Source organism: Limnohabitans sp., from assembly GCF_034680285.1.
In the GTDB taxonomy this organism is placed as follows: domain Bacteria; phylum Pseudomonadota; class Gammaproteobacteria; order Burkholderiales; family Burkholderiaceae_C; genus Limnohabitans_A.
Genome location: NZ_JAXITC010000022.1, coordinates 1 through 20,400, shown reverse-complemented (window position 1 = coordinate 20,400; position 20,400 = coordinate 1). Strand labels below are relative to the sequence as shown.

The following is a 20,400-nucleotide window of genomic DNA, read 5'->3' as shown; positions in this document are numbered from 1 at the left end:
CAAAGAGATGGTGATGCCTGGTGACAACGTGTCGATCACTGTGAAGTTGATCAACCCCATCGCGATGGAAGAAGGCTTGCGCTTCGCCATTCGCGAAGGTGGCCGCACGGTTGGCGCTGGCGTTGTTGCCAAGATCATCGCTTAATTCTTTTGTGGATCGGTGGCGCAAAGGCCTGGCCTTTGCGCTGCAGCAAGCAAACACTCACCACAAGGAATTGACATGTCATCCAAGCAAAAAATCCGCATTCGCCTGAAAGCGTTTGACTACAAATTGATCGATCAGTCCGCTGCCGAAATCGTTGACACTGCCAAGCGTACCGGCGCGATTGTCAAGGGCCCAGTGCCTTTGCCAACACGCATGAAGCGTTTTGACATCCTGCGTTCACCGCACGTCAACAAGACCAGCCGTGACCAGTTGGAAATCCGTACGCACCAGCGTTTGATGGACATCGTGGACCCTACAGACAAAACTGTGGATGCCTTGATGAAACTCGATCTGCCCGCTGGCGTGGACGTCGAAATCAAGCTGCAGTAATGCAGTTCGGGGTGGCTGAAAGGCCATCCAAAACTTGAAATAAGCCCCGACTTGCCAGAAATGGCAAGTCGGGCTATAATTTCAGGCTCACCTCTTTTGGGTGAGATTTATTAACAGTCTTTCACACACCAAACGGGGCTGCCAATTGAAGTGGCCTCGGTGAAAGTTTTGGAGAAAACAATGAGTCTGAGCAACTCCCTCGGGTTGCTGGGTCGCAAGGTGGGCATGATGCGTCTGTTCACTGATGATGGGGATTCCGTTCCTGTCACAGTGCTGGATGTGTCCAACAACCGTGTATCCCAGGTCAAAACCCAAGAGAACGATGGCTATGTCGCTTTGCAAGTGACATTTGGTGCCCGCAAGGCATCGCGCGTGACCAAGCCTATCGCTGGTCACTTGGCCAAAGCCGGTGTTGAAGCCGGTGAAATCATTCAAGAATTCCGCGTGACCGCCGACACGGCTGCCCAGTACGCCGCTGGCGCCACTGTGCCCGTGGCTGCCGTGTTTGCTGTGGGCCAGAAAGTGGACGTGCAAGGCACTTCCATTGGTAAAGGCTTCACCGGCACGATCAAGCGTCACAACTTCAAATCGCAGCGCGCATCGCACGGTAACAGCCGTTCGCACAATGTGCCTGGTTCGATTTCGATGGCGCAAGATCCTGGCCGCGTGTTCCCTGGCAAAAAAATGTCGGGCCACCTCGGTGACGTGACTTGCACCACGCAGAACCTCGCCGTCATCCGCGTTGACGAAGCCCGTGGCCTGTTGATGGTCAAAGGTGCCATTCCTGGCTCCAAGGGTGGTTTCGTGACCGTGCGTCCCGCCATCAAAGTCAAAGGAGCGAACTGATGCAGCTCGAACTCCTGAACGACCAAGGTCAAGCCGCCTCCAAAGTGGATGCGCCTGAGACTGTGTTCGGTCGTGAATACAACGAAGCCCTCATCCACCAAATCGTGGTGGCTTATCAGGCGAATGCCCGTCAAGGCACACGCGCTCAAAAGGATCGTGAACAAGTTCACCACTCCACCAAGAAGCCTTTCAAACAGAAAGGCACTGGTCGCGCTCGTGCTGGTATGACTTCCTCGCCTTTGTGGCGTGGCGGTGGTCGGATTTTCCCGAACATGCCCGACGAAAACTTCACCCAGAAGATCAACAAGAAGATGTACCGCGCTGGTATGGCTTCGATCTTCTCGCAGCTGGCCCGTGAAGGCCGTTTGGCTGTGGTGGATTCCTTCAAGGTTGAGACACCCAAAACAAAGCAGCTCGCTGCCAAGTTCAAGGCCATGAGTCTCGACAACGTGCTGGTGATCGCTGACGAAGTCGACGAAAACATGTACTTGGCATCGCGCAACCTGATCAACATCCTGATTGTTGAGCCACGTTACGCAGATCCCGTGTCTTTGGTGAACTTCAAGAAAGTCCTCGTGACCAAAGGTGCCATGGACAAACTCAAGGAGATGTTTGCATGAGCGCCGTGAAGTTTGACGAAGGTCGTCTGATGTCCGTGCTGGTTGCCCCCATCGTGTCCGAAAAGGCCACCATGGTTGCAGAAAAATCCAACGCTGTGACATTCAAAGTGCTGCAGGACGCTACCAAGCCTGAAATCAAAGCCGCTGTGGAATTGATGTTCAAGGTCGAGGTCAAAGGCGTCTCTGTGGTGAATACCAAGGGCAAGACCAAACGTTTTGGCAAGACCATTGGCCGTCGCGACAACGTTCGCAAGGCTTATGTCACGCTGCAACCAGGTCAAGAGCTGAACCTGTCTGGGGAGGCTGCGTAATCATGGCTGTCATCAAGATCAAACCGACATCCCCAGGCCGCCGTGGCGTGGTGAAGGTCACCCGTGACCACCTGCACAAAGGTGAAGGCTACGCTCCGTTGCTGGAACCCCAGCACCAGAAGTCGGGCCGAAACAACAACGGTCACATCACAACTCGCCACAAAGGCGGTGGTCACAAGCACCACTACCGCGTGGTTGACTTCAAGCGCAACAAAGATGCGATCCCGGCGAAAGTCGAGCGCATTGAGTACGATCCAAACCGTACTGCGCACATTGCTTTGCTGTGCTACGCCGATGGCGAGCGCCGTTACATCATTGCCCCACGTGGCATTGAAACCGGTGCCACGCTGTTGTCGGGTCCAGAAGCGCCAATCCGCGCTGGCAACACGCTGCCTATCCGCAACATCCCCGTGGGTTCGACCATCCATTGCATCGAGCTCAAGCCCGGTGCTGGTGCTCAGATCGCACGTTCGGCAGGTGCTTCGGCCACCTTGCTGGCTCGCGAAGGCATCTACGCTCAAGTGCGTATGCGCTCCGGTGAAGTTCGCAAGATCCACATCGAGTGCCGTGCAACCATCGGTGAAGTCGCCAACGAAGAACACAGCCTGCGCCAATTGGGCAAGGCCGGTGTCAAGCGTTGGATGGGTATCCGCCCAACAGTTCGTGGCGTGGCCATGAACCCTGTGGATCACCCGCACGGTGGTGGCGAAGGCCGTACCGGCGAAGGCCGTCATGCAGTAGACCCGTGGGGCAACCTCACCAAGGGCTACCGTACCCGTAACAACAAGCGCACACAGGTCATGATCGTGTCGCGTCGCAAGAAGTAAGGGTTAGACAATGACACGCTCTCTCAAAAAGGGTCCATTCGTTGACCACCATTTGTTGGCTAAGGTTGAAAAAGCCGTCGCTACCAAAGATAAAAAGCCCGTCAAGACATGGTCGCGTCGCTCCATGGTTCTGCCCGATTTCATCGGTCTGACCATCGCCGTTCACAACGGCAAGCAACACGTTCCTGTTTATGTGACCGACCAGATGGTTGGCCACAAATTGGGCGAATTCGCACTGACCCGGACATTCAAGGGTCACCCTGCGGACAAAAAAGTCCAGAAGAAATAAGGAAAGACCATGGAAACACGTGCAGTCCTCCGGGGCGTCCGTTTGTCGGTCGATAAAGGCCGCTTGGTCGCCGATTTGATTCGCGGTAAAAAAGTGGATCAAGCTCTGAACATCTTGACATTCACGCAGAAAAAAGCTGCGGGCATCGTCAAGAAGGTTCTCGAGTCCGCCATCGCCAACGCTGAACACAACGACGGTGCCGACATCGACGAGTTGAAGGTGAAAACCATCTACGTCGAACAAGGCACCACGCTCAAGCGTTTCACAGCCCGAGCCAAAGGCCGTGGCAACCGTATCAGCAAGCCCACATGCCATGTGTATGTGACGGTCGGCAACTAAGCCAGGGAAGAAACATGGGACAAAAAATCCATCCTACCGGCTTCCGTTTGGCCGTCAGCCGTAACTGGGCCAGCCGCTGGTACGCAAGCAACAAAGACTTCGCCGGCATGCTGGCCGAAGACATCAAGGTGCGTGAGTACCTCAAGGCTAAGCTCAAGAACGCCGCGGTTTCCCGCGTGCTGATCGAGCGTCCAGCCAAGAGCGCCCGCATCACCATCTTCTCGGCTCGTCCAGGTGTGGTGATCGGTAAAAAAGGCGAAGACATCGAGTTGCTCAAGAAAGAACTCGCTGCTCGCTTGGGCGTGCCCGTCGCGGTCAACATCGAAGAAGTGCGCAAGCCTGAAATCGATGCCCAATTGATCGCTGACAGCATCACCCAGCAGCTCGAAAAGCGGATCATGTTCCGCCGCGCCATGAAGCGTGCCATGCAAAACGCCATGCGTCTGGGTGCCCAAGGCATCAAGATCATGTCGGCTGGCCGTCTGAACGGTATCGAAATTGCGCGTACCGAGTGGTATCGCGAAGGCCGTGTGCCATTGCACACCCTGCGCGCTGACATCGACTACGCCACTTCCGAAGCCAAGACCACCTACGGCATCATCGGTGTCAAGGTCTGGGTCTACAAAGGTGACACCTTGGGTCGCAACGATGCTCCTGCACTGGCTGAGCCACGTGCCGAAGAAGAGCGCCGCCCACGTGGTCCTCGCCGTGACGCCCGTCCTGGTGATCGCCCAACAGGTGATCGTCGTGGTGGTCCACGTCGCCCCGCTGGCACCAACACAGCCCCCACTGACGGTAGCGACAAGCCCGCAGGTGCAGGTGGTGATGCCAAACCCGCCGTTAAGCGCGTACGCACAGTCGCCGCGCCAGCTGCAGCAGCTGACGGTCAATAAGGAGTAACAACATGCTGCAACCTGCTCGCAGAAAGTTCCGCAAGGAACAGAAAGGCCGCAACACCGGCGTCGCTACCCGTGGTAACACGGTGGCGTTCGGTGACTTTGGCCTCAAGTCCACAGACCGTGGCCGTTTGACGGCACGTCAGATCGAAGCCGCACGTCGTGCGATTTCCCGTCACGTCAAACGTGGTGGTCGCATCTGGATTCGTGTGTTCCCCGACAAGCCGATCTCCACCAAGCCTGCTGAAGTGCGTATGGGTAACGGTAAAGGTAACCCCGAGTACTACGTGGCCGAAATCCAACCCGGAAAGGTGCTCTACGAAATCGTAGGCGTGCCAGAAGAGTTGGCCCGCGAAGCCTTCAAATTGGCCGCTGCCAAGTTGCCCTTGCGTACCACTTTTGTGGCCCGCATGATTGGCCAATAATTCAGGAGAAACAAGAAATGAACGCTGCTGAATTGCGCCAAAAAGACGTTGCTGGTGTGAAAGACGAAATCAAAGCGCTGCAAAAAGCTCACTTTGGCCTTCGTATGCAAAAAGCCACGCAACAACTCGGTAACACCGGTACGCTGAGCCAGACTCGCCGTTCCATCGCCCGTGCCAAAACCATCCTTGCCCAAAAGCAAGCCGCCAAGTAAGGAGTGACCATGACGGAAGCTAAAACATCCCTCAAGCGCACCTTGATTGGCAAGGTGGTCAGCGACAAGCGCGCCAAAACCGTGACCGTGCTGGTCGAGCGTCGTGTGAAACACGCGCTCTACGGCAAGATCGTGGCCAAGTCGAGCAAGTACCACGCACACGACGAAACAGGTCAATACCACCTGGGTGACACCATTGAAATCACGGAAAGCCGTCCGATTTCGAAGACTAAAAACTGGGTCGCTACGCGCCTGGTTCAGAAAGCAGCTGCCGTCTAAGCCCAAAAGCCTGACTGCTGCAAACTTTCTAAAAACGACCCACAATGGTGGGTCGTTTTTTTTTACCTCGGCGTTTTTCGCCAATTCAAAAACTGGAGCACAACATGATCAAAGTCGGAGACACCCTGCCCGCAGCCACACTGATGGAATTCGTCGAAGTGGAGGGCAATGGTTGCAGCATTGGCCCCAATCCTGTCGACGTTGCCAAAGCCACAGCAGGCAAAACCATCGCATTGTTCGCATTGCCTGGTGCGTTCACACCCACTTGCTCAGCCAAGCATGTTCCTGGCTATGTCGAGAACCATGATGCCTTGAAGGCGGCTGGTGTGGACGAAATCTGGTGCGTGAGCGTGAACGATGCTTTCGTCATGGGCGCTTGGGCACGTGACCAGAAGACCGGCGCCAAGGTGCGCATGCTGGGTGACGGCAGCGCCGACTTCAGCAAAGCCACTGGTTTGACGTTGGACTTGACCAGCCGCGGTATGGGCGTGCGCAGCAACCGTTATTCCATGTTGGTCAAGGATGGCAAGGTCGCGACCTTGAACGTGGAAGGCCCTGGCAAATTTGAAGTCAGCGATGCAGCCACGTTGTTGGCTCAAGCCAAAGGCTAAACTTTGCTGAGATGAAAAAAAGGGACCTGCGGGTCCCTTTTTCAATTCATCAGCTCAAGCCGCTGTGTTCAGTCAATGTCCACTTTGAGGTAATGCGCTCCGGCATGGGGGTTGTGATAGTAGGGCGGAATCTCAACAAAGCCCAAGTCTTCATAGAGCGCCCGAGCGGATTCCATGTCATCCAATGTATCCAGCAAAACACAGCTGTATCCGGCTGCACGGGCAGCGTCCAAAATCGCTTCGGTCAGCAAGCGCCCCAAGCCCAGGCCGCGGGCCGACGGACGCACAAATAAACGCTTCATTTCAGCGGCATTGGCGTAATCGGAAGAGTCAAGAGGACGAAGAGCACAACAACCCGCTAAAACACCATCCAGCCAAGCGAGCAACAAAGCACCACGGGGCTGTGCATATTCCCCCGGCAACTTCACCAACTCCTGCTCAAAACCTTGAAAACACAAATCAACGGCCAAAGTGGCAGCGTACTCTTGAAAAATGGCCCGAGTTTGGTTGAGCTCCTCCAAGCCTTCGGCGTGGCTGATGCGAATATGTGGAGATGGGGCAGACATAGGGAAGGCGTTAAAAATAAGCCACAGTGTAATGAACGATCAGGTGCCCAAAGACAACAAAGCCCAAACCGCCAATGAAGCCACGGCCAATAAAACCAAGGCAAGGACACGGTGAATCACTCGGTCTTGTGATTCAGGGACAGACACCGTCAAGGTTTTATCACCATGAACCATGGCAGGCACCAACGACAGGCGCTTTCGAAATCGATACCAGAGCAGGGCCAACAGGTGCAATACCACCAAGAAAAACACCAGCCATTGTCCCCACTGTTTGTGCCAACTGGTGGCCCATGACACCCATCCACCGGACACCAAGGCGGTCAAAGGACCCGCATTGGCAATCTCATCGTCACTGATCAAGCCCGTGCTCACCTGAAACGCCAATACAAGCAATATCGCCAAAATGGACCAAGAGCCCAAAGGGTTGTGACCGGGAAAAGCGTGTTCAGAAGTGCGGCCTTTGAGGTAGCGCCAAACTTCGCGAGGGGAAAGGGGCAATTGCGACCAGCGAGACCAAAAGCCACCCCAAAAACCCCAAAAAAGACGAAATGACAAAAGAACCAGCACCCCATAACCGAAACGGAAGTGCCAGACCATGGCGTTGCCACCCAGTTTGCCCGTGATGATCAAGCCCAATACGCAGGCAGCCAAAGCCCAATGAAACAGTCGAGTGGGCAAATCCCAGATCCGGAGGGTGAACATAAACACTTTCAGCGATGCGGCATTCATCAATTTATGCCAGACTGTCACAGGATAAATCTTTTTCAACCGTTTCAAATGATGGGAGTCAAACATGAAACAAACGATGGGTCTGATAGGTACTTTGTTGGCTTTGGCGATGAGCATGCCTGCTCACGCGCAATTTGCCAAACCAGAAGATGCGGTCAAGTACCGCAAAGCCACCTTCAACGTGATGGCTGCGCACTTCGGACGCTTGGGCGCCATGGCGAGTGGCCGTGCGCCTTACGATGCCAAGGCTGCAGCCGAGAATGCAGAGATCGTTGCCACATTGGCAAAGTTGCCATGGGCTGCCTTCGGCGAGGGCACCGACAAAGGCGAAACCCGCGCTAAACCAGAAATCTGGAAGGAAGCCGGCAAATACAAAGAAGCATCAGACAAGATGCAAGCTGAAATTGCCAAACTCAACACGGCCGCCAAAGCGGGGAATGTGGATGCACTGAAGGCCGCATTTGGCCCGGCGGGTGCCTCTTGCAAAGCGTGTCACGACAATTTCCGCAAGGACTGAGAAACCAACCATTGGCGCTGATGTCGGCGCCGAGGGCCAAAAATGCAGGTCACATCAGGTTTCGGTCAAGAGTTTGTCGATCAACTGGTGAAGCTCGACAAAGTCTGGTGTCCCTACAAACCGTTTCACGATCACACCACGCTTGTTGACCAAAAAGGTGGTGGGGGTCAGTTTGATATCTCCCCACACTCTGGCGACAGCACCGGTGTTGTCGATGGCGACCTTGAAAGGCAATTGCCGCGTTTGAGCGAAATTCACCACATAACTGGGTGGGTCGTAGCTCATGGCCACTGCCACCGTGTCAAAGCCGCGGTCTTTGAATTTCTGGTGAGTGGCCACCAGTTCTGGCATTTCGGCGACACAAGTGGTGCAACTGGTCGCCCAGAAATTGACCAGTGACACCTTGCCTTGCAGTTGTTTGGAAGTCAGCGTGGTGCCGTCCAGCAGGACAAAGGAAGATTCGGGTGCACGTTCACCCGCACACCCCATCATGGCCAAGGACAAACCGAGCGCGCCGAAGCCCATCCAAAGACGGCGACTCAAGCGTTGAGGACTCGACAAGAAATGGTGGTGCTGGTGCATGTGTCAAAGTCTAATCGCATTGCCAAGCCACCTAGGCTTAAACCAATGACGTCAAGCATTTCAAAAGGCCTTCAGGGTCACTGACCATGGGGTCATGACCTGTGGCCATTTCCACAACAGTTGAGCCCGGCAGCCATGCGCCGTTCCAAAAAAGTGGATCGACCATTCTTCGTCGACTGACATCGATGGTTCCAAGAGGGGGCGAGGTGCAGTTGATGAAAGTTCGGGGAACGCTGGCCACACGTTGGGGATCAAAATCGAGCACTTGTGTGTACGGGCCGCCTGGGTGCGGTGTTTGCCGTCTCGCCACCCATGCATGGTCGGTATCGCTCAAACCGAATACTGCGGGGTCTGGTGCCGGAAATGCGCGCAAGGGGTTGGCCTGCGCGGCTGTGATCCGGGCATCACCCGTTGCGCTGGCGTGTGTGCTGCTCCAGCTCTCGCCGGGTTTGGGCAGCACCGCATCCAAGTAAACCAAATGGCTCAGGCGTTGTGGTCGGCGGTCAGCGACGGCGGTGCCCAGCATGCCCGCGTAAGAGTGCACCACCAGAACCACATCGTCCATCTCTTCGGCATCCATGGCGGCCATCACATCTTGGATGTGGGTTTCCAGGTCAATGGCTGGACTGAGCAAATGGGCGCGCTCGCCCACGCCTGTCAGGGTGATCGCGTGGGCGCGATGCCCAGCCTGAACCAAATCCGGCAGCACACGCTGCCAGCACCAAGCGCCATGCCACGCACCATGTACGAGCAGAAAATTGGCCATCAAATCACCCCTTTGCCACGCAAGGAGCCTTGTTGTTCTGGCGTCAACCCCAGAACCTCACTTAAGACCTCAGACGTGTGTTGGCCCAACATGGGGGGCGGCAGATCTTGGCGCACCGGCGTCAGGCTCATCTTGATCGGGCTGGAGACCAGTTTCAAGTCCGTCTGAATCGGGTGTGACCAGGTGCTCACCATGCCGCGCTCTTGAATGTGCGGATCAGCAAACACTTCACCAAGTGTGTTGATGGCCCCGCAAGGCACCTTGGCGGCCTCTAAAGCGCTCAGCCATACGGCTTTGGTCCGGGTGGCCATGATGGCTTCTAACTGGGGTACCAACTCGGCGCGGTGGCGGACTCGGTTGGTGTTGAGTGCATAGCGAGGGTCTTGGGCCAGTTCGGGGTGCCCAGCCACAGCGCAAAATTTGGCAAACTGCCCGTCATTGCCCACGGCCAAAATCAGGTGGTCACGGGTGCCCGACGCAGCGCCTTCGGGGGGCATGACCTCAAACACTTGGTAAGGCACGATGTTCTGGTGCGCATTGCCAGCGCGGCCCGGCACTTTGCCGCTCACCAAGTAGTTCGAGCCCAAATTGGCGAGCATGGCGACTTGGGTGTCGAGCAGGGCCATGTCCACTTGTTGGCCTTGGCCAGTGCGCTCGGCATGGCGCAAGGCCGCCAAAATCGCCACCGTGGCGTACATGCCCGTGAACAAATCGGCTACGGCTACGCCCACTTTTTGGGGGCCGCCTCCCAAATCGTCGCGCTCGCCCGTCACGCTCATCAAGCCGCCAATGCCTTGCACGGCGTAGTCATAACCCGCGCGTTCGCGGTAGGGGCCGGTTTGTCCAAAACCGGTCACGCTGCAGTACACCAGTTTGGGGTTCAGGGCGCTCAGGCTCGCGTAGTCCAGGCCATAGCGGGCCATGTCCCCCACCTTGAAGTTTTCGACAAACACATCGCAGTGCTGCACCAACTTGCGGATCAGGGCTTGGCCATCGGGCTGGGCAATGTCGCAGGTCAAAGACCGCTTGTTGCGGTTGGCGCCAAGGTAGTAAGCGGCCTCAGCCGTGTCTTGGCCTTGTGCGTCTTTCAAAAATGGTGGGCCCCAAGTGCGGGTGTCGTCGCCCGTACCCGGGCGCTCAATTTTGATGACATCGGCCCCCAGGTCGGCCAAAGTCTGTGTACACCATGGGCCCGCCAAGACACGGGAGAGATCGAGAACGCGGATACCGTCGAGTGAATTCATGGGCCCCATTGTCCCCAAAACCAGAGGCCGCCGCTGTTCAGGATAATCACCCCATGCAAATCCATTTTTTGGCGCTCCCCGCCAGTTTGATACTCGCTCTGACTTTAGGCGCCTGCAGCCCTGATCAAAACTGGCGCGATGTCAGTCTCGAAGGCAGTCCTCTCAAAGCGCAATTGCCTTGCAAGCCTGACAAAACCACGCGCAACGTGCCCCTAGGGGGCCAACCGGTTGACTTGCAAGTGGTGGGCTGCGAGAGTGGCACGGCCATGGTGGCGGTGATGACGGCGCTTTTGCCTGCTGGAGCCGATGCCAACACCGTCCTGCTCGGGTGGCAAAAAGCCACCTTGGACAACGCCCGAGTGCAACAACCTTTGGCTTCAGGGCAGCAAGCTTGGCACCGTCCTGGGCAGTTGCCCCTGAGCGCTTCTGTGCGCTTGCAGGCACCGGGTTTGCGTGCCAATGGAGAGCCGGTGCGCATGGACGCTGTGTGGGGCGCTGTGGCAGAAGGTGACCGTGTTCGCGTGGTCCATGCCGTGGTGTATGACCCCAAAATCCAGCCCGAGATGGCCAACACTTTGTTTGACGGAATCAAGCCATGAGCACGTCCGATGTATCGCGCACCGACCATTTGCCGCGCCGCATGGCGGTGGTGGTGTTCTTGGCCTTTGCGCTGGCCTACTTTTTTTCAGCCTTGGTGCGGGCCATCACTGCCACCTTGTCACCCACATTGACCACCGAATTCAACCTGAGTGCTCAAGATTTGGGGCTGTTGGCGGGGGGCTACTTTTTGGGCTTCTCGCTCACGCAATTGCCTTTGGGGCGTTGGCTGGACCAACATGGCCCCAAAAAAGTCATTTTGGCTTTTTTGACTTTGGCGGTGCTGGGTTGCTTGGCCTTTTCTTGGGCGGACAGTTTCCATGGCTTGTTGGCGGCGCGTGTGCTATGCGGTATGGGCGTGAGCGCCTGTTTGATGGCCCCGCTCACGGGCTACCGTCGCTGGTTTGACGCCAGCACCCAACTGCGCACCAACTCATGGATGCTGATGACGGGCTCTTTGGGCATGCTGGCCGCCACCTTGCCGGTTCAGTGGCTCATGCCCATTTGGGGTTGGCGTGCCCTGTTTGTCATTTTGGGCGTGATGATCGCCATCGCCATGTTGCTCATTGCCTTGTTGGTGCCGGTTTGGCAGAAGGCTGGAATCGGCGCCGCGCAGAGGCCGGCCGATGACGATGGCAGTTACCGAGACATTTGGCGCAGTGCGTATTTTTGGCGCATGACGCCGCTGGGCTTTTTCAGCTACGGCGGCATGGTGGCCATTCAGACACTGTGGGCGGGGCCTTGGATGACCCAAGTGGCTGGGTGGACGGCCTCTGAAGCCGCTTCTGGACTTTTCCTGATCAACTTGTCCATGCTGGTGACATTTTGGTTGTGGGGCCTGATCACGCCCGGCTTGGCCCGCAAAGGTATTCCAGTGGAGCGCTTGATCGCGTGGGGCTTGCCTTTGAGTTTTGCCGTCATTGGCACACTCGTTTGGGCTGGGCCTGCCATTGGTGGGGGGGCGGCTGTGGGCTTGGCATTGCTTTGCACGACCAGCACCTTTGTGGCATTGGCACAGCCGGCGGTCGGCATGGCATTCCCCTCGCATTTGGCTGGGCGTGCGCTCTCTGCCTACAACTTGGTGATATTTGCAGGCATCTTTGTTGTGCAATGGGGCATTGGGCTTTTGGTCGATGCCGGACGCGCCTTGGGCTTGGCCAATACCCAAGCCTATCAGTTGGCACTGGCCTGTTTTGGGCTCAGCTCGGTATGCTCCTGGGTTTTTTTCATGCTTAAAAAGCCGGCGCAGGCCCGATAATCAAAGCCATCATGATCGGTATCCTCATCATCGCCCACGCCCCTTTGGCCACTGCCTTGCGGGAATGTGCCTTGCACGTCTTCCCCGATTGCGCTGAAGGTGTCCGTGCACTGGATGTTTTGCCGGATGACGCCCCCGAGGACAGTCTGACCCTGGCCCGAGAAGCCATGACCGCTTTGGGTACAGATGACGTGCTGCTGCTCAGCGATGTGTTTGGTGCCACGCCTTGCAATGTGGCGCAGCAACTGGGCAATGGCCACAACACGCGTTTGGTGGCCGGCGCCAATTTGCCCATGTTGTTGCGCAGCGTCTGTTACCGCCACGAAAGCCTAGAGCTGCTCGCAGCACGCGCCCAAGCGGGCGGCACCCAAGGCGTGATGCCTGTAGGCAGCACCGCACCCCAAAATCAAACTGGACAGAGACATGCCCCAAGCCACCGTGACCATCAGCAATAAATTGGGTTTGCACGCCCGTGCATCGGCCAAATTGACCAAGCTGGCGGGCAGTTTTCCTTGTGAGGTGTGGCTGAGCAAGGGTGAGCGCCGCATCAACGCCAAAAGCATCATGGGCGTGATGATGCTGGCTGCGGGCTTGGGCAGCGAAGTGGTGTTGGACACGGCAGGCGAACGCGATGAAGAGGCGCTGCAGGCCTTGTTGGCCCTGATCAACGACAAATTTGGTGAAGGCGAATAAGCCATGACTTTCAGCATCCATGGCTTGGCGGTGGCGCGCGGCATCGCCATTGGCCGTGCGGTTCTGGTGGCCTCCAGCCGGGTCGACGTCGCGCATTATTTTGTGAGTCCAGACCAAGTCGGTGCAGAAATCCATCGTTTGCGGGTGGCCCGTGATGCCGTGGTCGACGAGCTGCAGCGATTACAAAAAGACATGCCCAAAGATGCGCCACACGAGTTGGCGGCTTTGCTGGACGTGCACCTCATGTTGCTGCAAGACGAAGAGCTCACGGCAGGGGTTGTGCAGTGGATCAAAACACGCCTCTACAACGCTGAATGGGCCCTGACCAGCCAGTTAGAAATCATCGTTCGCCAATTTGAGGAGATGGAAGACCCCTACTTGCGAGAGCGCAAAGCCGACATGGAGCAGGTGGGTGAACGGGTCTTGCATTGCCTGAAGGGCACAGGAGCCTTGGTGGCGCAGGCCAAACGCCCCCAACGCCCACAGCAAGAACTTCAACTGGGTGACATCGATGTGCCATTGGTGTTGGTGGCCCACGATTTGTCTCCCGCCGACATGCTGCAGTTCAAGCAAAGTGTCTTCACAGGTTTTGTGACCGATGTGGGCGGCAAAACTTCACACACCGCTATCGTGGCGCGCAGTTTGGACATTCCGGCTGTGGTGGGCGCTCGCACCGCGAGTCAGTTGGTCAAGCAAGACGATTGGGTCATCATCGACGGCGATGCGGGCGTGGTCATTGTGGACCCGTCCCCCATCATCTTGGCCGACTATGGTTTCAAGCAGCGCCAGGGTGATCTGGAGCGTGAACGCCTGGCCCGATTGCGCCACACGCCATCCGTCACGTTGGATGGGCAAAAAATCGAGTTGCTTGCCAACATTGAAATGCCCGAAGACACGCAAGCGGCCATCACTGCGGGCGCTTTGGGTGTGGGGCTCTTTCGCAGTGAATTTTTGTTCATGGGCCGGCAAGGTCACCTGCCGGATGAAGAGGCGCAATACCAAGCCTACCGCCGAGCGGTAGACGGTATGAACGGCCTGCCTGTGACCATCCGAACTGTGGATGTGGGGGCCGACAAGCCGCTGGACGATACGCGGCACGAAGCTTCGCACTTGAATCCGGCGCTGGGCTTGCGTGCCATCCGCTGGTGCTTGGCCGACCCGGCCATGTTTTTGACCCAATTGCGCGCCATTTTGCGGGCCGCAGCCCATGGCCAAGTCAATTTGCTGATCCCTATGCTGGCGCATGGCAGCGAAATTCGCCAGACCGTGGCGTTGATCGAGCAAGCCCGCCAAGAATTGGACCGTCGGGGCACAGCCCACGGTCCTGTTCGTTTGGGTGCGATGATCGAAATCCCGGCGGCGGCCTTGTCCCTGCGCTTGTTCCTCAAGCACTTTGACTTTTTGTCGATCGGGACCAACGACCTCATTCAGTACACCTTGGCGATTGACCGGGCAGACGAATCGGTGGCGCATTTGTACGACCCGATGCACCCGGCCGTGCTGCGTCTGATCGCCGACACGATTGCCGAAAGCCACCGACAAGGCAAAAGCGTGTCGGTGTGTGGTGAGATGGCGGGTGATGTGGCCATGACACGTTTGTTGCTGGGCTTGGGGCTGCGCAGCTTTTCCATGCACCCTTCTCAGATCTTGTCGGTCAAACAACAGATCCTGCGCTCAGATTGCACCAAGCTGGCGCAGTGGGCTGCCCAGGTCTTGGACAGCGAAGACCCGGCCAGTTGCATGACCCGCTGACATCAGCTGGATCAGGCTGATGTCAAGCCGGTTTGATTTTGTCTTGAGTCCGGGTCGCGAAATCGCTGGCGTCGTGGCGCTCGTGCAACTGCGATTCGGGCGCACCCATCACGCGGTTCACCATGCGCCCGCGTTTCACCGCGGGGCGTTGCGCCAATTCTTCGGCCCAGCGCTGGACGTGGGTGTACTCCTGCACTTGCAAAAATTCACCCGCTTCGTACATCAAACCTTTGGCCAGTGCGCCGTACCAAGGCCAGATGGCGATGTCGGCGATGGTGTAGTCGTCGCCTGCAATGAATTGACTCTGGGCCAAACGTTTGTCGAGCACGTCCATTTCGCGTTTGACCTCCATGGCAAAGCGGTCGATGGCGTATTCAATTTTGACCGGCGCATAGGCATAAAAATGGCCAAAGCCACCGCCCAAATAAGGCGCGCTGCCCATTTGCCAAAACAGCCATGACATGCATTCGGCACGTTTTGCCGGATCTGTGGGCACCAAGGTGCCAAATTTTTCGGCCAAGTAAAGCAAGATCGCGCCCGACTCGAACACGCGAACGGGCTGTTCGCTGCTGCAGTCGAGCAGCGCGGGGATTTTGGAGTTGGGGTTCACGCTCACAAAGCCGCTGCTGAACTGTTGGCCTTCTTGGATGCGGATCAGCCAAGCGTCGTACTCGGCACCCGTGTGCCCCAAAGCCAGCAATTCTTCGAGCATGACCGTGACTTTCACGCCATTGGGCGTGCCCAAGGAGTAAAGCTGCAGCGGGTGTTTGCCGCGCGGCAGGTCTTTATCGTGCGTTGCGCCAGAGATGGGGCGGTTGATGTTGGCAAAGCGACCGCCGCTGGCCTTGTTCCAGGTCCATACGGAGGGCGGGGTGTAAGTGCTGGCGTCGGTCATGTTGTTGGAGGTTCAGGTGGGTGAGATCGGGGGAAAGTGGGTCAGGCCTTGTCAGCCAAGCTCATTTGCGCCGAGTGGGCTTGTTGGTCTGCGTGGTAACTGCTGCGCACCATGGCACCCACCGCCGCATGCGAAAAGCCCATTTCGTAGGCTTTGGCCTCGAACATCTTGAACGTGTCGGGGTGCACGTAGCGGCGCACGGGCAGGTGGCTGTTGCTGGGGGCGAGGTACTGGCCAATGGTGAGCATCTCGATGTGGTGGGCACGCATGTCGCGCATGACCTCCAGTATCTCTTCGTCCGTCTCGCCCAGGCCGACCATCAGGCCACTCTTGGTGGGCACGTTCGGGAACAACGCTTTGAATTTTTTCAGCAAGTTCAGCGAGAACTGGTAGTCCGAGCCTGGGCGTGCCTCTTTGTACAAGCGCGGTACGGTTTCCATGTTGTGGTTCATCACGTCAGGCGGTGCGGCCTTCAGGATCTCGAGGGCGCGGTCGTCACGCCCCCGGAAGTCGGGCACCAACACTTCGATCTGGGTGGTGGGCGAGAGCTCACGGGTTTTGCGGATGCATTCCACAAAGTGGCCCGCACCACCGTCGCGCAGGTCATCACGGTCCACGCTGGTGATGACCACGTATTGCAGCTTGAGCTGCGCAATGGTCTTGGCCAGGTTGTCGGGCTCGTTCACATCCAGCGGGTCGGGGCGACCGTGGCCCACGTCGCAAAATGGGCAGCGGCGTGTGCATTTGTCGCCCATGATCATGAAGGTGGCCGTGCCCTTGCCGAAACATTCACCGATGTTGGGGCAGCTGGCTTCTTCGCACACGGTGACCAGTTTGTTGGCGCGCAGAACGTCCTTGATTTCGTAAAAGCGGGTGGTGGGAGATCCCGCCTTGACGCGGATCCATTCGGGCTTTTTGAGCACCTCGGCCTGCTCGACCTTGACCGGAATGCGCGAGAGTTTGGCGGCAGCCTTTTGCTTGGCCATGGGGTCGTAGTTTTCAACGCTTTGCGCTTCGCGAACCACTTGGCGTTCGGTCGGGGTATTGCTCATCGGATTCTTTCGGTCGCCGTTTGGCGGCAGGTCAGGGGGCGTTTCACAGGCGGGCGGCGAGTTGGCCAGCCAGCACACGGGCAGCATCGTCCCAGGTGGTTTCAACACCGATTGTAAAAAGGTCCACGGTTTTCAGGCCGGCATAACCACAGGGGTTGATACGCTCAAAGGGTTGAAGGTCCATGGCCACGTTCAGGGCCGCGCCGTGGTAGGTGCAGTGGCGGCTGACTTTGATGCCCAAGGCGCTGATCTTGCCCAGGCCCTTGAAGGGGTCATGGGCTGAGGCTGGGCCCACCAGGGCTGCGTGGCTGAAAGGGTCGTCGAGGCGCACATAGATGCCTGGAGCCCCAGCCACCCGGTGGCCTGTGACGCCGAAGTGCGCCAGGGTGCGGATGACCGATTCTTCCAGCTTGAAGACGTATTCCTTGACGTAGTACCCGGCGCGTTGCAGGTTGACCAAGGGGTAAGCCATGACTTGGCCGGGGCCATGAAACGTGACTTGCCCACCCCGGTTGGTTTGAACCACCGGAATGTCGCCGGGCATCAAGAGGTGCGAGGCTAGCCCCGCCAGCCCTTGGGTGAACACAGGCGGGTGTTCGCAGACCCAAAGTTCATTGGGCGTCTCAGGCGTGCGCGCGGCTGTGAAGGCCTGCATGGCTTCGTAGATTGGCAAGTAGTCCACTTGCCCAAGAAGCCGGATGTCCATGTTCAAAGCACGATTTTGACCATGGGGTGCGAGGTCAGGGCGCGGTAAAGGTCGTCGAGTTGTTCGCGGCTGGTCGCCGTGATGCTGAGCGTCACGCCCAGGTAGTTGCCGCCCTTGCTGGGGCGCAATTCGATGGTGCGTGCATCAAAACCGGGGTCAAATTGAAGGGCAACCTGGCACATGGCTTCGGCAAAGCCGTCGACCATGGCGCCCATGACTTTGATAGGAAAGACCGATGGGTATTCGATCAGGGTGTCTTTGCGCGGGTCGATGCCAGCGGGAGGTTGGATGGATGCGCTCATGAATGATTCCGTTGGGTCTGCAAGCTTAACGCCAGACGACGACTGCCAAGACCGCTGCCCAGCCCAGCGTGAAATTGGTCAGCACCAGAGGATGGATTTGGCCCAAGGATTTGCCCGCTGCGGGCCAGTCCTCAGATGCCACGGCCGCTTTCAGGCGACGAAACGGCACAAACCAAATGTGCCCAAAAATAAGGCACATCAAGACACCCAGACCCGACATGGCGTGCCAGCCTCGGGGAGCCAGCTTCATGTCGGTCAAGGACAGCATCCAAAAACCCGTCATCAATATCAGGGCGATGGAGATCCAGACCATGACAAAAAACCGGGACAAGACACCGGACATCAAGGCCAGACGCTCTGGCGGTGGCAGTCGCTGGATGGCCACTGGACGCAGTGCCAAAATCACCAGCGCCATACCGCCCAGCCAGACGATGCCTGCGCCTAAGTGCAAAAATTTAAACCATTCGTACATACAGATGACCTCAAGGTGGTGGGGTCTGAAAATTTAAAGACACAAGAAATTTGTGAAGGCATCAGAGAATGCACGCAAACTTTGCAACTTGCGAGCATAAGAGCCAAAAAAATGGAAAGCACGGGTTTTTACGTATAGAATCCGAGGCTTTGCAACATTTGACGCACTTTCAACTTGGGCGCCCATTGAGATGACTGAGATCGACTCAAATTCCCAACCGGTCCCAGACAAAGTGAAAGCAAGTGATGCAGATGGTGTCGCGGAGCCTGAATTCAAGCCCCTGACAGCTGATGAGGCGAAAGCTTGGCGGCTGAGAAATCCTGCATTGATGCCTTGGCGCATTGTTGGGTTGCAGGCTGGTGTAGGTGGCTTGATGGTTTTGCTGACATGGCTGTTGACGGATGAGCGGCGATTGGCTGCTTCTGTGGCTTGGGGTGTGGTGGCGGTGGTGATACCTGCCATGGTGTTTGTCAGGGCTTTGAGCCGACAAATGCGAGTTGCTCAGCCTAAAGTTGCGCTGGTGGGTTTGTTCACTTGGGAGTTGGTCAAAATTATCTTGACCGTGGCGTTGCTTTTGGTGGCGCCTAAAGTGGTATCTGATTTGAGCTGGCTTGCTTTGGTGGCCAGCTTTGTGGTGACGATTAAGGTGTACTGGCTGGCCATGGCGCTGGGCTGGATGCAACGGAAATCGAAGCCGACCTTTTATTGAACTGATTGGTGATTTATGTCTGCTGAAAACGCTGGCGCGCATGCCCCAACGGCTGGAGAGTACATCCAGCATCACTTGCAACATCTGCAAATGAACTTCTCATTTGAAGGCGTCAAGCAAACGAGCATCGTCGATTTCAGTTTGTTCAACCTCGACTCGGTGGTGTTGTCGGTGCTGTTGGGCGTTGTTGGCTGTTTTCTCTTGTGGTCGGCCGCTCGCAAAGCCACATCGGGTGTGCCAGGGCGCTTCCAAGCGGCGGTTGAGTTGCTTTCCGAAATGGTTGAGAACCAAGCCAAAGGCGTGATTCATAACGCCAACAGCCGTAAATTGATTTCACCTTTGGCGCTGACAGTGTTCGTTTGGATTTTCCTGATGAACGCCATGGACATGTTGCCTGTGGATTTGCTCCCAGGCGTTTGGCATGCAGCGGGTCCGGCTTTGGGCTTCAAAGATTACATGCGCGTGGTTCCCACCGCTGACTTGTCTTCAACCTTGGGATTGTCGTGTTCCGTGTTGCTGATTTGCTTGTTTTACAACATCAAAATCAAAGGGCTCGGCGGTTGGGTGCATGAGCTCATTTCGGCCCCATTTGGAGACCATTGGGCGCTGTACCCGATCAATTTCTTGATGCAGATGATTGAATATTTGGCCAAGACCGTGTCGCATGGCATGCGACTGTTTGGCAACATGTTTGCGGGTGAGTTGGTGTTCATGTTGATTGCCCTGATGGGCGGCGGCTGGGCATTGTCAGCAACTGGCGTGGGTTTGGCCATTGGTCACATCCTCGGCGGTACCGTGTGGACCTTGTTCCACATCTTGGTCATCACCTTGCAAGCTTTCATCTTTATGATGTTGACGCTGGTCTACACGGGCCAAGCGCACGACGCGCATTGATGACAATTTTCCCTTTGTTTTTTTCTTTCTTTTTCCACTCACTTTAGGAGCTTCTCATGGAAAACATTCTCGGCCTGGTGGCATTGGCTTGTGGTTTGATCGTTGGTTTGGGTGCTTTGGGCGCTTCTATCGGCATCGGCATGATGGGTGGCAAATTCCTCGAATCCGGCGCACGTCAGCCTGAATTGATGAACGAGTTGCAAACCAAAATGTTTCTGCTGGCTGGTTTGATCGACGCTGCGTTCTTGATCGGCGTGGCCATTGCTTTGCTGTTCGCCTTCGCCAACCCCTTCGTTTTGAAGTAATCCACGTACCTCTTCCAACAGAAGAAGGATTGAACCGTGAACATTAACGCTACTCTGTTCATTCAGATGATCGTTTTTGCGATTCTGGTGTGGTTCACGATGAAATTCGTGTGGCCCCCGATCACAAAAGCGCTCGACGAACGGGCACAGAAAATCGCTGACGGCCTCGCT

At 56.8% G+C, this 20,400-nt stretch carries 32 protein-coding genes and 2 pseudogenes; 23 read left to right on the top strand and 11 right to left on the bottom strand.

What is annotated here, in order from left to right; all coding sequences use genetic code 11:
- The 13 genes and pseudogenes from SWE17_RS15100 to SWE17_RS15040 all read left to right on the top strand — a co-directional run.
- A pseudogene (locus tag SWE17_RS15100) lies at positions 1-145 on the top strand (elongation factor Tu); the annotation flags it as partial.
- A gap of 75 nt (positions 146-220) precedes the next feature.
- Positions 221-535 (top strand): 30S ribosomal protein S10, encoded by a 315-nt coding sequence (gene rpsJ, locus SWE17_RS15095; protein ID WP_019426908.1) that lies wholly within the window; start codon positions 221-223, stop codon positions 533-535.
- A 180-nt stretch (positions 536-715) separates the two neighbouring features.
- On the top strand, positions 716-1,381 hold the full coding sequence (rplC, locus tag SWE17_RS15090; protein WP_322993873.1) for a 50S ribosomal protein L3: 666 nt from the start codon (positions 716-718) through the stop codon (positions 1,379-1,381).
- Entirely contained in the window at positions 1,381-2,001 is a 621-nt protein-coding gene (rplD, locus tag SWE17_RS15085) for a 50S ribosomal protein L4 (RefSeq protein WP_322993872.1), read from the top strand. Before rplC ends, rplD begins: the two co-directional genes overlap by 1 nt.
- Positions 1,998-2,312 (top strand): 50S ribosomal protein L23, encoded by a 315-nt coding sequence (gene rplW, locus SWE17_RS15080; protein WP_053172819.1) that lies wholly within the window; start codon positions 1,998-2,000, stop codon positions 2,310-2,312. The genes rplD and rplW overlap by 4 nt, the downstream gene beginning before the upstream one ends.
- Positions 2,313-2,314: 2 nt before the next feature.
- A complete protein-coding gene (gene rplB / locus SWE17_RS15075) occupies positions 2,315-3,139 on the top strand; it encodes a 50S ribosomal protein L2 (RefSeq protein WP_100120207.1) in 825 nt (274 codons plus the stop codon).
- A 10-nt stretch (positions 3,140-3,149) separates the two neighbouring features.
- Complete coding sequence (rpsS, locus tag SWE17_RS15070; RefSeq protein WP_007847809.1) at positions 3,150-3,428, top strand: 30S ribosomal protein S19; 279 nt, start codon at positions 3,150-3,152, stop codon at positions 3,426-3,428.
- 9 nt (positions 3,429-3,437) lie between these two features.
- On the top strand, positions 3,438-3,767 hold the full coding sequence (gene rplV, locus SWE17_RS15065) for a 50S ribosomal protein L22 (RefSeq protein ID WP_019426902.1): 330 nt from the start codon (positions 3,438-3,440) through the stop codon (positions 3,765-3,767).
- 14 nt (positions 3,768-3,781) lie between these two features.
- Entirely contained in the window at positions 3,782-4,660 is an 879-nt protein-coding gene (gene rpsC, locus SWE17_RS15060) for a 30S ribosomal protein S3 (RefSeq protein WP_100120206.1), read from the top strand.
- Positions 4,661-4,671: 11 nt separating this feature from the next.
- A complete protein-coding gene (rplP, locus tag SWE17_RS15055; protein WP_019426900.1) occupies positions 4,672-5,088 on the top strand; it encodes a 50S ribosomal protein L16 in 417 nt (138 codons plus the stop codon).
- Between the two features lie 17 nt (positions 5,089-5,105).
- A complete protein-coding gene (rpmC, locus tag SWE17_RS15050) occupies positions 5,106-5,300 on the top strand; it encodes a 50S ribosomal protein L29 (RefSeq protein WP_090044301.1) in 195 nt (64 codons plus the stop codon).
- Positions 5,301-5,309: 9 nt separating this feature from the next.
- Positions 5,310-5,579, top strand: a complete 270-nt coding sequence (gene rpsQ, locus SWE17_RS15045; RefSeq protein WP_100120205.1) for a 30S ribosomal protein S17 — start codon at positions 5,310-5,312, stop codon at positions 5,577-5,579.
- A gap of 104 nt (positions 5,580-5,683) precedes the next feature.
- Positions 5,684-6,190 carry a peroxiredoxin gene (locus SWE17_RS15040; RefSeq protein WP_322993871.1) on the top strand — a complete coding sequence of 169 codons (507 nt, stop codon included), beginning with the start codon at positions 5,684-5,686 and terminating at the stop codon, positions 6,188-6,190.
- 68 nt (positions 6,191-6,258) lie between these two features.
- Here the strand turns inward: SWE17_RS15040 and SWE17_RS15035 are convergent, their stop codons facing one another.
- Both SWE17_RS15035 and SWE17_RS15030 read right to left on the bottom strand, forming a co-directional pair.
- Positions 6,259-6,756 (bottom strand): GNAT family N-acetyltransferase, encoded by a 498-nt coding sequence (locus SWE17_RS15035; RefSeq protein ID WP_322993870.1) that lies wholly within the window; start codon positions 6,754-6,756, stop codon positions 6,259-6,261.
- A 39-nt stretch (positions 6,757-6,795) separates the two neighbouring features.
- On the bottom strand, positions 6,796-7,458 hold the full coding sequence (locus tag SWE17_RS15030; RefSeq protein ID WP_322993869.1) for a cytochrome b/b6 domain-containing protein: 663 nt from the start codon (positions 7,456-7,458) through the stop codon (positions 6,796-6,798).
- A 91-nt stretch (positions 7,459-7,549) separates the two neighbouring features.
- Between SWE17_RS15030 and SWE17_RS15025 the strand changes: the two genes are divergently transcribed.
- Entirely contained in the window at positions 7,550-8,002 is a 453-nt protein-coding gene (locus tag SWE17_RS15025) for a cytochrome c (protein ID WP_322993868.1), read from the top strand.
- 54 nt (positions 8,003-8,056) lie between these two features.
- On the opposite strand, the gene SWE17_RS15020 is transcribed toward SWE17_RS15025, so the two are convergent.
- The 3 genes from SWE17_RS15020 to SWE17_RS15010 all read right to left on the bottom strand — a co-directional run bounded on the left by SWE17_RS15020 (position 8,057) and on the right by SWE17_RS15010 (position 10,594).
- Positions 8,057-8,527 carry a TlpA disulfide reductase family protein gene (locus SWE17_RS15020; protein ID WP_322993875.1) on the bottom strand — a complete coding sequence of 157 codons (471 nt, stop codon included), beginning with the start codon at positions 8,525-8,527 and terminating at the stop codon, positions 8,057-8,059.
- Positions 8,528-8,621: 94 nt separating this feature from the next.
- Positions 8,622-9,350 (bottom strand): alpha/beta hydrolase, encoded by a 729-nt coding sequence (locus SWE17_RS15015; RefSeq protein ID WP_322993867.1) that lies wholly within the window; start codon positions 9,348-9,350, stop codon positions 8,622-8,624.
- Positions 9,350-10,594: a CaiB/BaiF CoA-transferase family protein gene (locus tag SWE17_RS15010; protein ID WP_322993866.1), complete on the bottom strand. Its 1,245-nt coding sequence runs from the start codon at positions 10,592-10,594 to the stop codon at positions 9,350-9,352. The genes SWE17_RS15015 and SWE17_RS15010 overlap by 1 nt, the downstream gene beginning before the upstream one ends.
- A gap of 53 nt (positions 10,595-10,647) precedes the next feature.
- Here SWE17_RS15010 and SWE17_RS15005 point away from each other — a divergent pair, with 53 nt between their 5' ends.
- From SWE17_RS15005 to ptsP, 5 genes are read left to right on the top strand one after another with little or no spacing between them, the layout of a single operon-like run.
- Positions 10,648-11,193: a hypothetical protein gene (locus SWE17_RS15005; protein WP_322993865.1), complete on the top strand. Its 546-nt coding sequence runs from the start codon at positions 10,648-10,650 to the stop codon at positions 11,191-11,193.
- The gene (locus SWE17_RS15000; RefSeq protein ID WP_322993864.1) at positions 11,190-12,449 is read left to right on the top strand and encodes an MFS transporter; all 1,260 of its coding nucleotides are present in this window, start codon (positions 11,190-11,192) and stop codon (positions 12,447-12,449) included. The genes SWE17_RS15005 and SWE17_RS15000 overlap by 4 nt, the downstream gene beginning before the upstream one ends.
- A gap of 11 nt (positions 12,450-12,460) precedes the next feature.
- On the top strand, positions 12,461-12,904 hold the full coding sequence (locus SWE17_RS14995) for a PTS fructose transporter subunit IIA (RefSeq protein ID WP_322993863.1): 444 nt from the start codon (positions 12,461-12,463) through the stop codon (positions 12,902-12,904).
- Complete coding sequence (locus tag SWE17_RS14990; protein WP_100120195.1) at positions 12,873-13,142, top strand: HPr family phosphocarrier protein; 270 nt, start codon at positions 12,873-12,875, stop codon at positions 13,140-13,142. Before SWE17_RS14995 ends, SWE17_RS14990 begins: the two co-directional genes overlap by 32 nt.
- A gap of 3 nt (positions 13,143-13,145) precedes the next feature.
- A complete protein-coding gene (ptsP, locus tag SWE17_RS14985) occupies positions 13,146-14,894 on the top strand; it encodes a phosphoenolpyruvate--protein phosphotransferase (RefSeq protein WP_322993862.1) in 1,749 nt (582 codons plus the stop codon).
- 22 nt (positions 14,895-14,916) lie between these two features.
- Here the strand turns inward: ptsP and yghU are convergent, their stop codons facing one another.
- The 6 genes from yghU to SWE17_RS14955 are packed head-to-tail and all read right to left on the bottom strand — an operon-like array spanning position 14,917 to position 18,783.
- On the bottom strand, positions 14,917-15,789 hold the full coding sequence (gene yghU, locus SWE17_RS14980) for a glutathione-dependent disulfide-bond oxidoreductase (protein WP_322993861.1): 873 nt from the start codon (positions 15,787-15,789) through the stop codon (positions 14,917-14,919).
- A gap of 41 nt (positions 15,790-15,830) precedes the next feature.
- Entirely contained in the window at positions 15,831-16,841 is a 1,011-nt protein-coding gene (gene lipA, locus SWE17_RS14975) for a lipoyl synthase (protein WP_322993860.1), read from the bottom strand.
- Positions 16,842-16,884: 43 nt separating this feature from the next.
- Entirely contained in the window at positions 16,885-17,547 is a 663-nt protein-coding gene (lipB, locus tag SWE17_RS14970; RefSeq protein ID WP_322993859.1) for a lipoyl(octanoyl) transferase LipB, read from the bottom strand.
- A gap of 2 nt (positions 17,548-17,549) precedes the next feature.
- Positions 17,550-17,849 carry a DUF493 family protein gene (locus SWE17_RS14965; RefSeq protein ID WP_322993858.1) on the bottom strand — a complete coding sequence of 100 codons (300 nt, stop codon included), beginning with the start codon at positions 17,847-17,849 and terminating at the stop codon, positions 17,550-17,552.
- Between the two features lie 25 nt (positions 17,850-17,874).
- The gene (locus tag SWE17_RS14960) at positions 17,875-18,321 is read right to left on the bottom strand and encodes a DUF4149 domain-containing protein (RefSeq protein WP_322993857.1); all 447 of its coding nucleotides are present in this window, start codon (positions 18,319-18,321) and stop codon (positions 17,875-17,877) included.
- Between the two features lie 33 nt (positions 18,322-18,354).
- Positions 18,355-18,783, bottom strand: coding sequence for a hypothetical protein (locus SWE17_RS14955; RefSeq protein WP_322993876.1), 429 nt, complete (start codon positions 18,781-18,783; stop codon positions 18,355-18,357).
- On the opposite strand from SWE17_RS14955, the gene SWE17_RS14950 reads away from it, so the two are divergent.
- The 4 genes and pseudogenes from SWE17_RS14950 to SWE17_RS14935 all read left to right on the top strand — a co-directional run.
- Complete coding sequence (locus SWE17_RS14950; protein ID WP_322993874.1) at positions 18,695-19,030, top strand: ATP synthase subunit I; 336 nt, start codon at positions 18,695-18,697, stop codon at positions 19,028-19,030. The genes SWE17_RS14955 and SWE17_RS14950 overlap by 89 nt on opposite strands.
- Positions 19,031-19,045: 15 nt before the next feature.
- Positions 19,046-19,924, top strand: coding sequence for a F0F1 ATP synthase subunit A (gene atpB / locus SWE17_RS14945; RefSeq protein ID WP_100120180.1), 879 nt, complete (start codon positions 19,046-19,048; stop codon positions 19,922-19,924).
- Between the two features lie 56 nt (positions 19,925-19,980).
- Positions 19,981-20,229 (top strand): F0F1 ATP synthase subunit C, encoded by a 249-nt coding sequence (gene atpE, locus SWE17_RS14940; RefSeq protein WP_019426878.1) that lies wholly within the window; start codon positions 19,981-19,983, stop codon positions 20,227-20,229.
- Between the two features lie 36 nt (positions 20,230-20,265).
- Positions 20,266-20,400 (top strand): annotated as a pseudogene (locus SWE17_RS14935) (F0F1 ATP synthase subunit B); the annotation flags it as partial.

Coding starts and splice junctions, on each gene's coding strand:
- rpsJ (WP_019426908.1), top strand. CDS start 221: ATGTCATCCAAGCAAAAAATCCGCATTCGCCTGAAAGCGTTTGACTAC.
- rplC (WP_322993873.1), top strand. CDS start 716: ATGAGTCTGAGCAACTCCCTCGGGTTGCTGGGTCGCAAGGTGGGCATG.
- rplD (WP_322993872.1), top strand. CDS start 1,381: ATGCAGCTCGAACTCCTGAACGACCAAGGTCAAGCCGCCTCCAAAGTG.
- rplW (WP_053172819.1), top strand. CDS start 1,998: ATGAGCGCCGTGAAGTTTGACGAAGGTCGTCTGATGTCCGTGCTGGTT.
- rplB (WP_100120207.1), top strand. CDS start 2,315: ATGGCTGTCATCAAGATCAAACCGACATCCCCAGGCCGCCGTGGCGTG.
- rpsS (WP_007847809.1), top strand. CDS start 3,150: ATGACACGCTCTCTCAAAAAGGGTCCATTCGTTGACCACCATTTGTTG.
- rplV (WP_019426902.1), top strand. CDS start 3,438: ATGGAAACACGTGCAGTCCTCCGGGGCGTCCGTTTGTCGGTCGATAAA.
- rpsC (WP_100120206.1), top strand. CDS start 3,782: ATGGGACAAAAAATCCATCCTACCGGCTTCCGTTTGGCCGTCAGCCGT.
- rplP (WP_019426900.1), top strand. CDS start 4,672: ATGCTGCAACCTGCTCGCAGAAAGTTCCGCAAGGAACAGAAAGGCCGC.
- rpmC (WP_090044301.1), top strand. CDS start 5,106: ATGAACGCTGCTGAATTGCGCCAAAAAGACGTTGCTGGTGTGAAAGAC.
- rpsQ (WP_100120205.1), top strand. CDS start 5,310: ATGACGGAAGCTAAAACATCCCTCAAGCGCACCTTGATTGGCAAGGTG.
- SWE17_RS15040 (WP_322993871.1), top strand. CDS start 5,684: ATGATCAAAGTCGGAGACACCCTGCCCGCAGCCACACTGATGGAATTC.
- SWE17_RS15035 (WP_322993870.1), bottom strand. CDS start 6,756: ATGTCTGCCCCATCTCCACATATTCGCATCAGCCACGCCGAAGGCTTG.
- SWE17_RS15030 (WP_322993869.1), bottom strand. CDS start 7,458: ATGTTCACCCTCCGGATCTGGGATTTGCCCACTCGACTGTTTCATTGG.
- SWE17_RS15025 (WP_322993868.1), top strand. CDS start 7,550: ATGAAACAAACGATGGGTCTGATAGGTACTTTGTTGGCTTTGGCGATG.
- SWE17_RS15020 (WP_322993875.1), bottom strand. CDS start 8,527: ATGGGCTTCGGCGCGCTCGGTTTGTCCTTGGCCATGATGGGGTGTGCG.
- SWE17_RS15015 (WP_322993867.1), bottom strand. CDS start 9,350: ATGGCCAATTTTCTGCTCGTACATGGTGCGTGGCATGGCGCTTGGTGC.
- SWE17_RS15010 (WP_322993866.1), bottom strand. CDS start 10,594: ATGAATTCACTCGACGGTATCCGCGTTCTCGATCTCTCCCGTGTCTTG.
- SWE17_RS15005 (WP_322993865.1), top strand. CDS start 10,648: ATGCAAATCCATTTTTTGGCGCTCCCCGCCAGTTTGATACTCGCTCTG.
- SWE17_RS15000 (WP_322993864.1), top strand. CDS start 11,190: ATGAGCACGTCCGATGTATCGCGCACCGACCATTTGCCGCGCCGCATG.
- SWE17_RS14995 (WP_322993863.1), top strand. CDS start 12,461: ATGATCGGTATCCTCATCATCGCCCACGCCCCTTTGGCCACTGCCTTG.
- SWE17_RS14990 (WP_100120195.1), top strand. CDS start 12,873: ATGCCCCAAGCCACCGTGACCATCAGCAATAAATTGGGTTTGCACGCC.
- ptsP (WP_322993862.1), top strand. CDS start 13,146: ATGACTTTCAGCATCCATGGCTTGGCGGTGGCGCGCGGCATCGCCATT.
- yghU (WP_322993861.1), bottom strand. CDS start 15,789: ATGACCGACGCCAGCACTTACACCCCGCCCTCCGTATGGACCTGGAAC.
- lipA (WP_322993860.1), bottom strand. CDS start 16,841: ATGAGCAATACCCCGACCGAACGCCAAGTGGTTCGCGAAGCGCAAAGC.
- lipB (WP_322993859.1), bottom strand. CDS start 17,547: ATGGACATCCGGCTTCTTGGGCAAGTGGACTACTTGCCAATCTACGAA.
- SWE17_RS14965 (WP_322993858.1), bottom strand. CDS start 17,849: ATGAGCGCATCCATCCAACCTCCCGCTGGCATCGACCCGCGCAAAGAC.
- SWE17_RS14960 (WP_322993857.1), bottom strand. CDS start 18,321: ATGTACGAATGGTTTAAATTTTTGCACTTAGGCGCAGGCATCGTCTGG.
- SWE17_RS14950 (WP_322993874.1), top strand. CDS start 18,695: ATGGTTTTGCTGACATGGCTGTTGACGGATGAGCGGCGATTGGCTGCT.
- SWE17_RS14955 (WP_322993876.1), bottom strand. CDS start 18,783: ATGGCAGGTATCACCACCGCCACCACACCCCAAGCCACAGAAGCAGCC.
- atpB (WP_100120180.1), top strand. CDS start 19,046: ATGTCTGCTGAAAACGCTGGCGCGCATGCCCCAACGGCTGGAGAGTAC.
- atpE (WP_019426878.1), top strand. CDS start 19,981: ATGGAAAACATTCTCGGCCTGGTGGCATTGGCTTGTGGTTTGATCGTT.